10 protein-coding genes are annotated in these 14,027 nt (G+C 60.7%); 6 read left to right on the top strand and 4 right to left on the bottom strand.

The window, feature by feature from the left end; genetic code table 11:
• Positions 1-32: 32 nt before the first annotated feature.
• From ACFX4T_RS11465 to ACFX4T_RS11475, 3 genes are read right to left on the bottom strand one after another with little or no spacing between them, the layout of a single operon-like run.
• Positions 33-1,070, bottom strand: coding sequence for a cyclase family protein (locus ACFX4T_RS11465; protein WP_377651925.1), 1,038 nt, complete (start codon positions 1,068-1,070; stop codon positions 33-35).
• Entirely contained in the window at positions 1,067-2,011 is a 945-nt protein-coding gene (locus ACFX4T_RS11470; protein ID WP_377651927.1) for a fumarylacetoacetate hydrolase family protein, read from the bottom strand. The genes ACFX4T_RS11465 and ACFX4T_RS11470 overlap by 4 nt, the downstream gene beginning before the upstream one ends.
• 6 nt (positions 2,012-2,017) lie before the next feature.
• Complete coding sequence (locus ACFX4T_RS11475) at positions 2,018-3,037, bottom strand: VOC family protein (protein WP_377651928.1); 1,020 nt, start codon at positions 3,035-3,037, stop codon at positions 2,018-2,020.
• A gap of 285 nt (positions 3,038-3,322) precedes the next feature.
• Here ACFX4T_RS11475 and ACFX4T_RS11480 point away from each other — a divergent pair, with 285 nt between their 5' ends.
• From ACFX4T_RS11480 to uidA, 6 genes are all read left to right on the top strand, one after another.
• Positions 3,323-4,270, top strand: a complete 948-nt coding sequence (locus ACFX4T_RS11480) for a formylglycine-generating enzyme family protein (protein WP_377652046.1) — start codon at positions 3,323-3,325, stop codon at positions 4,268-4,270.
• Between the two features lie 220 nt (positions 4,271-4,490).
• Positions 4,491-6,032: a sulfatase-like hydrolase/transferase gene (locus tag ACFX4T_RS11485; protein WP_377651930.1), complete on the top strand. Its 1,542-nt coding sequence runs from the start codon at positions 4,491-4,493 to the stop codon at positions 6,030-6,032.
• Positions 6,033-6,111: 79 nt separating this feature from the next.
• Complete coding sequence (locus ACFX4T_RS11490) at positions 6,112-8,445, top strand: arylsulfatase (RefSeq protein ID WP_377651931.1); 2,334 nt, start codon at positions 6,112-6,114, stop codon at positions 8,443-8,445.
• Positions 8,446-8,490: 45 nt separating this feature from the next.
• Entirely contained in the window at positions 8,491-10,164 is a 1,674-nt protein-coding gene (locus tag ACFX4T_RS11495; protein WP_377651933.1) for a sulfatase, read from the top strand.
• 52 nt (positions 10,165-10,216) lie between these two features.
• Positions 10,217-11,227 (top strand): LysR family transcriptional regulator, encoded by a 1,011-nt coding sequence (locus ACFX4T_RS11500; protein WP_377651935.1) that lies wholly within the window; start codon positions 10,217-10,219, stop codon positions 11,225-11,227.
• Positions 11,228-11,231: 4 nt separating this feature from the next.
• Positions 11,232-13,007, top strand: coding sequence for a beta-glucuronidase (gene uidA / locus ACFX4T_RS11505; protein ID WP_377651936.1), 1,776 nt, complete (start codon positions 11,232-11,234; stop codon positions 13,005-13,007).
• A 23-nt stretch (positions 13,008-13,030) separates the two neighbouring features.
• Here uidA and ACFX4T_RS11510 read toward each other — a convergent pair whose 3' ends face one another.
• The gene (locus ACFX4T_RS11510) at positions 13,031-13,957 is read right to left on the bottom strand and encodes a LysR family transcriptional regulator (RefSeq protein ID WP_377651938.1); all 927 of its coding nucleotides are present in this window, start codon (positions 13,955-13,957) and stop codon (positions 13,031-13,033) included.
• Between the last annotated feature and the right edge of the window lie 70 nt (positions 13,958-14,027).

The raw sequence follows: 14,027 nt of genomic DNA on the forward strand, positions 1-14,027 counted from the left end.
TTGATGGGCGGGACAGGCGTGAACGGGGCCGCTTAGCGGACCGCTATGGGGTTGACCGGCGATCCGACGGCTCCGGTGATAGGCAGGGGAGCGGCGGTGAGCAGGAAGTCGTACCGTCCGTCGGCCGCACACGCTTCGGCCAGCGCGTCCGGGTCCCACATCTCTCCGAGGAACAGGCCCAGGTTGGGGATGGCGATCTGGTGGAGGGGCTGGAACGCGGCGTCGAACTCGTTGGGACGGACTTCGAAGCCCCAGGTGTCGGTGGCGATGCCGGCGATTTCGCTGCGGTGAAGCCAAGGCGCGGTGCTGAAGGAAAGGCCGGGGGCGGCGCCGCCGGCGTAGTCGCCCCAGCCGTCGCGCCGGACCCGGGTGTACTGGCCGGTGCGGATCACCACGATGTCGCCGCGGCGTACTGCGGAACTCGGACCTTGGATCTCGATGGTCCGTTGCAGGTGTTCCGGGGTGATGGCGAACCCGTCGGGAAGTTCGCCGTCGTTCCTTCCCAGTTCGGGTCCGAGCGCCCGGCCGACGTCGAGCAGGACGCCGCGGGTGACGATTTTGGCAGCGGCGGTTTCGATGCCGGTGACCAGGTCGCCCTCGGAGGTGACCACGTCCCCGGCGGCGCGGCCGTTCCATGCCTTGCCCTGGTCGAAGATGTGGCCCAGGCCGTCCCACTGGGTGGAGCACTGCAGCGGCATGGCGATCACGTCGTCTGCGCCGCCGAAGCCGTGCGGGAAGCCCTGGTTGCCGCGTTCGGCATCGACGCCGGTGTCCGTCATGGTGTGGACGGGGTTGGTGCGGCGACGCCAGCCCTTCTGCGGGCCGTTGGTGTCGAACGGCTGGGATAGCGAGAACGCCTCGCCGGTCTTTACCAGTGCTGCGGCTTCGATGCGCTTGCCGGCGTCGATGAAGTTCAGGGTGCCTAGGACGTCGTCCTGGCCCCAGCGGCCCCAGTTGTTGTGGGCCTGCGCCATGGCCCGGATGCTGCCGAGCGGATCGTCACGCCGGATGACCGGGGAATCAGTTGATTCCCCGGTTCCGGTGATACGTGCTGTGTCCTGTGTGGTCACGGCTGAACCTCGTCCTTGCAGTGGATGAGCTGGGTGCCCAGCCCGGTGATGGTGCCTTCCATCACGTCCCCGTCCTGGAGCAGACGTCCCCAGTGCTGGCCGTTTCCGGCGGGGCTGCCGGTGAGGACCAGGTCGCCGGGGCGCAGCGGCATGATCTGGGAGGCTTCGCTGACAAGCTTGGCCACTCCGAAGATCATGTCCTGCGTGGTTTCGTCCTGCATGGCTTTGCCGTTGAGTTTCAGGGTGACCTGGACGTCCTGCGGGTCGCCGAAGAACTTGGCCGGGACCAGGAGCGGGCCGGTGGGCAGGAAGCCGGGGGCGTTCTTGGCGCGGTACCAGTCCGAGCCGATGGCGGGCATGTCCTTGCGGAAAACGTACTCGCGGGTGGTGATGTCGTTGACCATGGTGTAGCCGAACACATACTCCAGGGCTTCCTCGGGGGTGACCCGGAACACCGTCTTTCCGATCACTGCCGCCAGTTCCAGCTCCCAGTCGTGGGACTTGGAGTAGGACGGCAGGGTGAGATCGTCCGTGGCGGATGCGATCGCAGTCGGGAGGCCGATGAAGAAGTACGGCGTGCCCTGGCCTGCGCGCTTGTCCATCATGGCGGCGGTCTTGGCACGCACTTCCTCCTCGTCCTCGCCGGGTTCGCGGTGGGCTGCGGCGAGGTCGATGACGTGCTTGCGGTAGTTCGCGCCGGTCTGCAGGACCTGCGCTGGCTCCACCGGAGCAAGGATTTCGACGTCGGCCAGGGCTAGGCCGGTGTCCTTGCCTGCGGAGGCGGCCAGGGAGTCCAGCTGGCTTTCGGTGGTGTCCCAGTGCTCGATCAGGGAGTTGATGTCCCCGTCCAGCGGCAGGACCCGGTCTTCAACCAGCAGGCCGGCGCGGGCCTTGGCGTCGCCGGCTTCCTGAAAACGGATGAGTGCATAGGTTTCAGCCATGGTGTCTTAGCCCCGGCCCTGCTTGGCGTACGGGTTCAGGAGGGCTTCCTTCATCTCGGGGGAGGCGCCTTCTTCGGTGGCGGTGAAGCCCTCGGCCGGCGGGAAGGACTCGGTCATGGAGTGCGGCATGGCGCCGTTCTTGTAGAAGTTGTTGGAACCCTCGGACGGGTGCCAGGTGTTGGCTTCCCAGTCCGGGACGTAGTTGCGGTAGCCGCCAGAGTTGAGCTCCACGCGCAGCCCCGAGGGGTCGCGGAAGTAGAGGAAGTTCTGCTCACCCACGCCGTGGATGGACGGGCCGTATTCCATCGGGGTGCCGTTTTCCATCATCACGTCGGCCGTGCGGAGCAGGTCCTCGGTGGTGTCCACCCAGAAGGCGATGTGGTTGACGCGGCCGGGGCGGCTGGAGGTATCCAGGACAACGCCGAGGTCGTGGGACTTTTCGTTGGTGGTCAGCACGGAGAAGACAGTGATGGGGGCTTCGTCCAGGTCCACGAAGGCCATCACGCGGAAGCCCAGGGCTTCGTTGTACCACTTGGCGAAGCCGCGGACGTCGGAGGACGCCACGGTGACGTGGTCAAGGAAGCGGGGGGCGGCGGCGTGGCTGCTGCGGCGCTCGGGGCGGTCCGGGTAGGTGGACTCGAAGCCGGGCTCGGCCACGAACTTTTCCACGTCGTAGAAGAGGCGCATGGGGTGGCCGTAGGGGCCGGTGAATTCGTAGGCCTTGCCGTAGCGGTGGCCGCCGGTGGTCCAGGTGCCCTGCACGCCGGTCGCTTCGATGCGCTGGGCTGCTGCTTCAAGGGCTGCCTCGGAGTTGGTGCGCCAGGCCATCCGGCCCAGGGACGCTTCGGGTCCTTCGGTGATCACCAGGCTGTAGCGGTAGTAGTCGCCCCAGCAGCGCAGGTAGACGTTCCCGTCCACACGGTCGATGATGCGCATGCCGAATCTTTCCTCGTAGAACCGGGCCGAGGCTTCGACGTCCGGGCTGGTGATCTCGAGGTGGGCAAGATGAGAGAGTGGAGTTTCCACGTGGTCACTTCCTTCTGGAGCAGAATTCGATCCCGGAGTGTCGGGGACATCACCACTATGGAGGCGCATGGGTATTTGTCATAGACCGATTTCCGAATGCCAAATATCAGCAGATTGTATGGTTTGAAGCCGGTAGCATAGGTCACCATCATCTTGGGCTTGTCCGTTCGACCGCCCCGACCAGTAAAAAGGAACCTCATGAATGACCTGCCGAATAATGCGTTGGCACACGATCCCCCCTCTGTGGCTGCCAGTGGGCGTGGCGTCAGTGGTGAAGCGGTCCAAATGTCCGGATCCTGTTGCTGCGGTGGCGGCAGGGACCAGAAGGTAGGGAGAGGGGGGAGCGGCTTGGTAAGTAACGGAGACCCATTCTCTGGGGTGATCCATGACGATGCGCTTATACCTGGCGGTGTTTTCTCGATGGGCGACGCCTTCGGCGAGGGCTATGCTGCCAACGGCGAAACGCCGGTCCATGAGGTCAGCATCGACACGTTTCGCATGGACAGGAGCGTGGTGACCAATGAGATGTACAGCAGGTTTGTGGATGCGACAGGATACAAGACGGAGGCTGAGCTTTACGGTAATTCCGCGGTGTTCCATCTGCTCCTCGCGGCACCTCCCCAGGATGTTTTAGGACAAGCTTCCGGGGCGCCCTGGTGGCTTAGCGTGCAAGGAGCTCATTGGCGGAACCCCGGAGGATCCAACTCGCACTGGTCCGACTTTCCTGACCACCCCGTGGTCCACGTTTCCCACGGCGACGCCCTGGCCTACTGCGAGTGGGCGGGGCGTCGCCTGCCTACGGAAGCGGAGTGGGAGTATGCCGCTCGGGGAGGGCTTTCGGGAAAGCGCTATGCTTGGGGTGACGACCTCTATGGTCCCCAGGGTGAGCACCTCTGCAACATTTGGCAGGGTACTTTTCCGGACGCCAATTCAGCTGATGACGGATATCTTGGGACAGCGCCCGTCCGGACCTTTCCACCTAATGGTTACGGGCTATACGAGGTGGCCGGCAATGTTTGGGAATGGTGCTCGGACTGGTACCTGCCCCGGTACTACCGCAACTCGCCCCGAGAGAATCCACAGGGGCCGACCATCGGAGCAGGGCGCGTCATGCGGGGCGGGTCATACCTTTGCCACGACTCCTACTGCAACCGCTACCGTGTTGCAGCCAGAACTTCGAACACCCCTGATTCATCAAGTGGAAACTGCGGATTCCGCACTGTCGCGAGATGAAACGCTCAGCCCATCCAAGCTGATCGGCTTCAGTTCCAAATCTATACAGTTCTCTAATAGTTTGTATCTGAAGATTGGACTTTCTTAGATACATGAGGCGCGTCACGCTTGTAGTCGAATCAACTCGAAACTGCATCCGGAACGCCTAGGGAATCAACGCGGACCCCTCCTCCACGCCCTGTCTTTTCTGGTGCTCGACGCATGAGAAGGGACGGACGGAGTGGCCAGGCCTAGTTTCATCGTCATCCATACTGACCAGCACCGGGCTGACTGCTTGGGCATCGAAGGTCAGCGGCGGGTATTCACCCCGAACTTGGATTACCTTGCCGTCAGCGGGGCCAGGTTTTCAGCGGCCTATTCCACTTGTCCCGTATGTATCCCGCAACGGCTGACGTTCCTGACGGGTCAGCTTGCCTCCACTCACGGAGTTCAAGGCAACATTGGAATTCCGTACTTGCCGATGCAAAACTCTCTGCCTCATGTCTTGCGCAACGGCGGCTATCAGACGGCGCTCGTGGGTCGGACCTTTCATACTGTTCCTTCAGATGATCCGAATGGGTTCGAGTACTACGTCCCGGGTGACCCGAGTTCGGAGTTGAAGGAAACTAAGGACCACTTTTTCCAGTTTCTTCGGAAGAATGCCCCCGGTCATGCAGGCGGCTACTACGGCAACGGGACGGGAAACAATTCCCTCATCGCGGCGCCTTTCCACATGGATAACGAGTTCCATCACACTCAGTGGACCACCGAGGAGGCACTGAAATTCCTGGGCGCCCGGGATACGGGGCGTCCCTTCTTCCTTTCCGTCGGCTACTACGCGCCGCACGGTCCACTCAATCCCCCTGAAGAATTCTTCAACCGGTACTACAACCGCAACGACGTCGATCAGCCAGCAGTTGGAGACTGGGACATCCCGCCGGTCGCGAATTGGAATCCTGACAGGACAGGCTACGTCAAGCTCGACGGGGAGCTTCTTAAATCCGTTCAGGCGGGCTACTACGGAAACATCACTTTCGCGGACTTCCAGATCGGGCGTATTCTGTCCGCGGCGGCTCGCCTCCCCAATACCTACATCATTTTTACGTCAGACCATGGCGAGAACCTAGGCGATCACTACCTATACCACAAGTCACGGCCATATCAAGGGGCGACTCACATCCCGTTCCTGATTTCGGGTCCGGGTATCTCTCCACTTCAAGTTCGCGATGAGCCGATCGGGTGGCATGACACTCTGCCCACCGTCCTTGAGTTGGCTGGACTGCCCTGCCCCGACGGCGTAGACGGGGAGAGCATCGTCCCCCTGCTAAGTGGAAGCGGCGAACAGGCCTGGAGGGAGTATCTCCATAGTGAGAATTCCCTCAGGGGAGCGCACGCCGGCATGTACCCGGCACTTCCGGGGCAGCAGGTAGAAGGCAACCTCGTGTACGAACCTAGTTGGCATTCCTTGACGGACGGTAGATGGAAGTACATCTGGTTCGACAGTTCAGGCGCGGAGCAGCTCTTCAATCTGGTCGAGGATCCTCATGAACTCGTCGACCTTGCAACCAAGGACGAACAGGCCGAAAACCTGATCGCCTGGCGGCGTCTCCTGGCAAAGACACTCCAGGGACGCCCTGAAGGCTTCACGGCAAATGGGGAAGACCTCATTGCCGGACGGCCGCATGCACAGCTATCGGAATCCGCCGAACAACTAATGCGGGAACGCATCAGCCAGGGCTTCGATATCGCGTACAAGCACTACAACAAGCCCCGCCGCCCTTAAGGCGGCCAGCAGAACACACGGGCACGGCGGCCTACCACTGCGCGCCCGCCTTCAACTTTGTACCAGCGTGAGGATGCACATGAGCCCATCAAACAACAGCCCCTACCCTGTCCGCGGCTACGAAGGATTCAAGGGAGTAATCAATGAGCGCGCCTCGGAATCGATTCCCTCCTGGCCCAAGCAGCGCCGCGCGAAGCCAGGTGCGCCCAACGTCGTCTTGATGCTTCTTGATGATATGGGCTTTAGCGACATCTCGCCCTTTGGTGCGGAAATCGACACCCCTACTCTGGCAGAGATAGCGGCGGAGGGCTATCGGTTGAACAACTACCAAACTCCGCCGATGTGCGCTCCAGCCCGGGCCGCGATCCTAACCGGACTAAATCCCCACCGCGCCGGATTTGCCTTCGTGCCGCATATGGATCCGGGTTTTCCAAATACAGCAATGGAGTTGCCGCAGGACGCACCTACTCTGGCGGAAAACTTCCGTGCCGGCGGGTATGCAACGTTTATGGTCGGCAAATGGCACTTGACGGTCGAATCCAAGATGCACGACGGCGCGGCCAAAGACAGCTGGCCCATCCAGCGGGGCTTCGACCGGTATTACGGGTGCATGGATGGCTTCACTTCGCTTTTCCACCCGCACCGCTTGGTGCAGGACAATGCACAGGTGGTGGTGGACGAGTACCCTGAGGGCTTCTACCTCACAGATGACCTGACAGACCGCGCCCTCGAAATGATCAAGTCATCGCGGGCCGCTGACCCGCTGAAACCGTTCTTCCTTTACTACTCGCACCAGGCAGTCCACGCACCCCTTCAGGCTAAAGCCGCAGACATCGAGAAATACCGCGGCCGGTACGAGTCCGGCTGGGATCACATCCGATCTGAACGCTTCGCTCGCCAAATCCGCAGCGGATTGTTCCCCGAGGGCACCCAGTGCGCGCCCCGCAATACAGAACCCGGCATGGAAGTTGTGCCTTGGGCGTCCCTAAGCGAGGAGCAAAAAGACCTGTTCGCACGGTACATGGAGGTATACGCCGCCATGATCGACAATGTGGACCAGAACCTCAAGAGGATAACGGACCACCTCAAGGAATCCGGCGAGTACGAAAATACAATCGTCGTTTTCACCTCCGACAACGGGGGAGCGGCCGGCGGAGGCATCGGTGGCACCCGCAGCTACTTCAGTGGCTTCGGTGCCCGCAATCCGGCAATGCCGCTGGAGTGGACAAACGATGTTCCCCGGGATCCTGACCTGATCGGCGGCCCGCAGGCATACGTCCACTACCCCCACGGCTGGGCTTATGCCTCCAACACCCCCTTCCGACTGTATAAATCGCATACTTACGGAGGCGGCGTCCGTGTCCCCATGCTGCTGTCGTGGCCGGCCGGGCTTCCCCGGACAGTGGCCGACGACGGCCTTCGGACACAGTACGCGTATGCGACAGACCTGGGAGCCACACTGATGAAGCTCGCGGGTGTTGAGCCCCTAACCGACTTCAAGGGCCGCCAGGCCGTCGAAACCGACGGCCGCTCCTTTGATGAATGGTTGCGGGACCCCGCCCTGCCAACGCGCCACACGGAACAGTATGTTGAGTTGGGCGGACGCAGATCCTTCATGGACGGACGATGGAAAGCAATTGAACCGCACGCCAATGGACCCAGTTGGGGAGAAAGCGGGTGGGAACTTTACGACGTCGAGGCAGATCCAACCGAGCTCCACGACCTGGCGTCCGAATACCCGGGACGGGTCCGTCAAATGGCCGAGGGATGGAAAGCTGCCGCCTGGTACAACCAGGTATTTCCGCTCAACGATGACTACTCCATGATGCGCAACCGTCCCTCCACCGAGCTTCTTTTCGAAGAACCCGTGATCCTCTATCCGGGCACGCCAACACTGGAACGCTACCGCTCCAACAAACTCATCCGGATGCGTTCCTTCCGCATCGATATCCGCTTGGACCACCGCTATGGCAAAGAGGGCGTCCTTGTTGCCCACGGCGACCAGGGGGGCGGCTACTGCCTGTACGTCAAAGCGGAGACGCTGCACGTGTCGTACAACCAGTACGGCGAGATTAAGCGGACGTCTGTAGCGATTTCCGAGGGCCTGCAGGAGATCCAGGTGCAATTCCAGACGACACCGGACTTCAAATGGGATATCGAGGTCAAAGTCATGGGTCAACAAGTCCGACTCGGCCCGGTACTCCAGCTCACCGGCGGTATGTGTCCATTTACCGGCATCAGCGTCGGTCTTGACCGCGGCGGCCCCGTGGACTGGGAACTACACCAAAGACACGGATCATTCCCCTATAACGGGCTGCTCTCCTCTGTCCGCTACACACCTGGACCCAAAGCAGCTTACAACCGCGAGCAAATCATCGACCTTGAGCAGGAAGTAGCGAAAGTCTACGACTGAGCCTATCGATGCGCGCTTGTAGCCCTTCAGATATAGAGAGACGTCATGGAAAAGCCCAACGTACTGTGGATCACCACTCACGACATCAACCCCGACCTTGGCTGTTATGCGGGGGTATGGCCTGGTGCCGAATTCTCCATCACACCCAACCTTGACAGGCTGGCAAGAGAAGGGGCCCGGTTCGACCAGGCCTTTGCCGCCGCCCCCGTATGCGCACCTGCACGATCCGCGATCATGACCGGTTGCTACCCGACATCCATCGGGACCATGCACATGCGGACAAGAGCAGTGCCCCCACCTGAGGTGCGCCTGCTGCCGGAGTACTTCCGGCAGGCCGGCTATTACTGCACCAACAACTGGTACACAGACTTTCAGGTGGACGTCCCAAACACGGTGTTTGACGATTGTTCCCCTACAGCCCACTGGCGGAACAGGCCGGAGCCAGGGACGCCGTTCTTTGCGGCCTTCCAAGGCATGACGACACATGAGTCCCAAATTCACCTGAACGAGGAAGCCTTCGCCAAGGCCACTCCGAACGTTCAAGACGACCAGCGCCACAGCCCGACAGAGGTTCCGCTTCCGCCGTACTACCCGGATACGGAAGTGTTCCGTTCGGCATTGTCCCGGTATTTTGACCTCATCACCGAGATGGACCACTGGGTGGGCGGCATCCTTGATCAGTTGGAGGAAGACGGCTTAACCAATAACACGATTGTCGTGTTCTGGAGCGACCACGGACGGGGCATGCCCAGGGCAAAACGGTGGGCCACGGAAGCGGGCCTCCGCGAACCGCTCATCGTACGCTGGCCGGAGAAAATCGCCCCGGGCACGGTGATTACAGACGTGGTGCAAACCCTTGACCTTGGTCCGACCATGCTCAAGGCCTGCGGCCTTCCCGTCCCTGGGCATATGCAGGGCGTGCCGTTCCTTTCCGCGAACGGGCAGATTGTTCACGGAACAAACGAATACGCGTTCGGAGGCCGGGACCGAATGGATGAGGCGGAAGACACCTCCCGGACAGTCCGGGACGCCAAGTTCCGATATATCCGCCACTTTCACCCCGACCGCGCAGCTCTTCCCCATACGAGCTACCCGGACCAGCTGGCGACCTGGGCGGAACTGCGTAACCTGGCCAAGCAAGAGGCCAGCCAGATCGGTCGCGGTGAGCCACGCAGTCTCTTCACCGACCTCCAACGCACACTCGTAGCATCGACTAAGCCGGAGGAGGAGCTGTATGACATCTCGGCTGACCCGCACGAGACTTGCGACCTCGCCAGCAACCCGAACTACAGGTCAACAGTGGCGCGCATGCGGAGGGTTCTAAAGGACTGGCAAGACCGATATGGAGACCTCGGCCTGATAAACGAAGACACGCTCATCGATATGTGGCGCCCGGGGGGTGTACGGCGGGAGACCGCCGCACCTGTAGTCACCGATACCCCTCACGGCTTCGAGGCGACGTGTGAAACCCCAGGAGCGTCCATCGGTTGGACCACCGTTGCTCCCGGAGCCACCGGGCGAACCCTTGGAATGCTTGAACGCCTTGGCGGGTCGCCAGAGGACGACGGACGGGATTGGCAGTTATATACAGGCCCGGTGGAATCGGCTGGACGATCATTATGGTTTAAGGCCTGGAGGCTTGGGTTCGAACCGAGCCCGGAAGTTTCCTTTGGCAAGCCTCCCCAGCTTGTTGCAACCAACGAACGGTCGAGCTCGTGACGCTAGCAGCGCAAGCATCGTGGCTCTCTCTTCCCCGCGCTTCCAGGACGACATGACGCGGGGAACAGTCAAGGGAATCGATCTCAATCTGGTGCCGCTGCTACAGGTGCTCCTCGAGGTCCGGAACGTCTCTCGGGCCGCGGAGCAGCTTCAAATCAGCCAGCCCGCGGCCAGCACCGGCTTGGCACGTCTTCGCCGGCATTTTGATGACGAACTGCTGCTGCGCGTCGGCAGGAAATACGAGCTGACGCCTTTCGCGCAGTCACTGGTCCCGCTGGTGGACGAAACGATGCACCGGATTCACCGCATGTCTGGGGCGCGGTCTGGTTTCGATCCCTCGACCACCGCTAGGTCTTTCATCGTCGCCGCGTCCGACTACGCCGCAACCCTGTTGGTAGGACCGCTGCGGCGGATCCTGCAGGAAGAAGCACCGGGCGTCGCGGTGGAGTTCATACCTACGAGTTCCATCAGCGGAGAAGTGTCTGAATTTTCCCGGATGGACCTCCTCATCGCTCCTGCTGGATATGGTATGCCTGGCTCCAGCAGGCAGCTGTTCCGGGACAGTTTTGTCGCGATCGTTGCAGCAGACAACGGCATCCTCCGACAGAACAGCCTCACTTTGGAAGACTTTGCGTACCTGCCGCACGCCGTCGGATTTTTCGGGGAGGGCATTCGCACCCCGGCAGACAAACTCTTCGAAAAAGCCGGCCTCAAGCGCAACGTCGCGGCTGTCGCCAACGGCTTCCTCGCTCTGCCCCTGCTCGTCGAAGGAACAGACCTCGTTGCAACCGTTCCACGTATGCTGGCCGCACGTGCCCAGCAGACCGATGCCATAGCCATTCTTGAACTGCCCTTGGACCGGGAAGCGTACCTGGTCGAGGCCATGTTCTGGCACCCCACCCAAACGAACGACCCCGCCAGCACCTGGCTGCGCTCAGTGGTCAGACGTTCCAGCACCCAGCTGCCGGAACTCTTCCAGCCCAGAAGCCACCGGCTGACAGTCACAGCCCCCTCGCCAAACCTGTCAGCGACAGTTCCGGAACCGGCCCAAATCAAAAGGTAGAAACATGTTAAAACCGCAGAACAGCCCAACCCGGGAACTTATCAACCTTGACGGTCTGTACAGCTTCAAGGTCGACTTCGAACGATCCGGGCTAACAGAGAAATGGCAAAACGCGCGGCTTAAGACGGACCTGGAAGCCGGCGTTCCCTCCAGCTACAACGACCTGTTTGCTGACAAAGCCATCCGAGATCATGTCGGATACGTGTGGTACCAGCGTGAAGTTCAGGTGCCACGTGGATGGGGAGGGGAAAGGATTCACCTGCGCTTGGACTCGGCCACCCACGAAGGCATCGTCTTTGTCGACGAAACAAAGGTAGCGGAGCACCAGGGCGGGTACACACCATTCTCTGCGGACATCACCGACCATGTCACACCGGGCGGTACATTCCGGTTAACTATCGCGGTGAAGAACGAGCTCACCCAGGCTTCGATTCCGCCCGGAGTCGTCACCGAGACCAAGGACGGGCGCCGGCAGCAGCAGTACATGCATGATTTCTACAACTATGCCGGTCTTCACCGAAGCGTCTGGCTCTACAGCACCCCCACCGTCCGGGTCGATGATGTCACGGTGACCACCAGCTTTAAGGGGAACCTCGGAGCTGTCAGCTACAGCATCGATCTGTCAGGAGCAACAGGCAAAGAAAGTGTCTCCGCCCGAGTGCTGGATGCGGAAGGCCGCGAGGTAGCTTCGATCGAGGGCCGCGAAGGGCACATCGACATTCCGGATGTACAACTTTGGCAACCGGGCAAGGGCTATCTCTACACGCTTGTAGCCGAAGTGCATGAAGAGGGACGGCTCGTTGACCTTTACGAGCAATCGTTCGGCGTGCGCACGGTTGAGGTCCGCGGCAAGCAATTCCTCATCAACGGTGAGCCCTTCTATTTCAAGGGCTTCGGCATGCACGAAGACCATGTGGGAATCGGCAAGGGACACAGCCAGGCTCAGATGGTGAATGACTTTCAGCTGCTGGATTGGACGGGGGCCAACTCCTTCCGCACGACCCACTATCCGTACGCTGAAGAGGTGATGGACTATGCAGACCGTCACGGCATTGTAGTGATCGACGAGACGGGCGCCGTGGGCCTTAACACCGTGTTTGGATTCGGCGCCGGACCCAAATCCACCTATTCTGACGACTATGTCAACGACGACACTGCCGCAAGCCATCGGCAGGCGATTTCAGAACTGATCGCACGGGACAAGAACCATCCCTCCGTGGTTATGTGGTGCATTGCTAACGAACCGAATGCCTCCGACGACGGCGCGCGTCCCTACTTCGAGCCACTGGCGGCCCTGACCCGGAAGCTCGATGCCACCCGACCCGTAGGCTATGTGAATGTAGGCTTCGATACACCCGACAAGGACACCCTTACGGATCTTTTCGACGTGGTCATGATCAACAGGTACTACGGCTGGTACCACCACCACGGCGATCTTCCCAGCGCGGAGGCAGCGCTGGAAAAGGAACTCCTGGAATGGGAGTCGAGGCACAGCAAGCCGATCATCATCACCGAATACGGCGCAGATACGATTACCGGACTCCACTCGATATATGAGACGCCATGGAGCGAGGAATTCCAGGCAGCCTTCCTGGACATGTACCATCGGGTCTTCGACAGGATCGGAGCCGTAGTGGGCGAACATGTCTGGAACTTCGCAGACTTCCAGACAGCTACCGGCGTTATCCGCGTCGACGGCAACAAGAAGGGTGTCTTCACGCGGGACCGTCGACCTAAGGCAGCGGCTCATATCCTTCGAAAGAGATGGTTGCAGAGCTGACGGAGGTCTGGGGCATTTCAGCGTTATGTCTCGTTGGGGTTCTCCTGGAATAGCCCTGGGAGAAGGGCGGCTGAGCGTTGTACCACGGAGCGCAGCCAGGTGTTGGCAGGATCGTTGGTCTGGGCAGGGTGCCAAAACATTGATTCGACGAGGTACACCTCTTCTTCCAGGGGAAGCTCCATCATTCGGATGCCGGCGTTTTGCGCTTTAGTGGCGAGCATCCGCGGAACGATGGCTATGAGGTCCGTCCCTTCGATGATCAGGGGCAGCGAGTTGAACCCTGCCGCAGATGCAACAAGGTTTCGTTTCAGATCATGCTGGTCAAACATCAGGTCCGCAGGGGTACGTATGCCCTCTCCGATACGCGCGACGACGTGCGGCAAGTTGGCCACTTCTGCCAACGTAAGGACGTCGTTCGCTACCGGGTTATCGGCAGACACTATTGCAACGAAGCTGTCCCTGAACAGGTGCCGGTTGGACCCCGGCATCCCATAATCCGCAGGAGCCACGAGCAAATCAACTCTGGAAAATTCGGCCGGTTCCGGAGTGATGGACCCGAGCGGTACGAATTCGATCGAGACATGCGGTGCCTCCCTGCGAAGGATCCGGCGGATTGGACCAATCAGAAGCGTAGCTGAGTAGCCAGAAGCGACGATTTTGAATGCACGTTCAGTGGAAGTGGGGTCGAAGTGTGACCGCGCGCCCGACATAAGGCGGATCTGCTGCATCGTTTCGTCCACCAGGGGGACCAACGACTGCGCAAACGGCGTCAGCTCGTATTTTCTGCCGACCCTCAGCAGCAGTTCGTCATCAAAATGTCGGCGAAGGCGTGCCAGCCCTGTGCTGGCCGCGGGCTGGCTGATTTGAAGCTGCTCGGCCGCGCGCGAGACATTCCGGACCTCGAGTAGCACCTGCAGCAGCGGCACCAGATTTAGATCGATACCCTTCATGGATTGGCTGTCCTTCCTAGGTCTTCTGGTTGCTCCGGCACTCACTAGTTGCTGATTACGCTGCCGCCGC

Source organism: Paenarthrobacter sp. YIM B13468, assembly GCF_042788025.1.
GTDB lineage: Bacteria > Actinomycetota > Actinomycetes > Actinomycetales > Micrococcaceae > Arthrobacter > Arthrobacter aromaticivorans.

Excerpts from the sequence above, each read along its gene's own strand:
- ACFX4T_RS11470 (WP_377651927.1), bottom strand. The coding sequence starts at position 2,011 with ATGGCTGAAACCTATGCACTCATCCGTTTTCAGGAAGCCGGCGACGCC.
- ACFX4T_RS11480 (WP_377652046.1), top strand. The coding sequence starts at position 3,323 with ATGTCCGGATCCTGTTGCTGCGGTGGCGGCAGGGACCAGAAGGTAGGG.
- ACFX4T_RS11490 (WP_377651931.1), top strand. The coding sequence starts at position 6,112 with ATGAGCCCATCAAACAACAGCCCCTACCCTGTCCGCGGCTACGAAGGA.
- ACFX4T_RS11495 (WP_377651933.1), top strand. The coding sequence starts at position 8,491 with ATGGAAAAGCCCAACGTACTGTGGATCACCACTCACGACATCAACCCC.
- ACFX4T_RS11500 (WP_377651935.1), top strand. The coding sequence starts at position 10,217 with ATGACGCGGGGAACAGTCAAGGGAATCGATCTCAATCTGGTGCCGCTG.
- uidA (WP_377651936.1), top strand. The coding sequence starts at position 11,232 with ATGTTAAAACCGCAGAACAGCCCAACCCGGGAACTTATCAACCTTGAC.
- ACFX4T_RS11510 (WP_377651938.1), bottom strand. The coding sequence starts at position 13,957 with ATGAAGGGTATCGATCTAAATCTGGTGCCGCTGCTGCAGGTGCTACTC.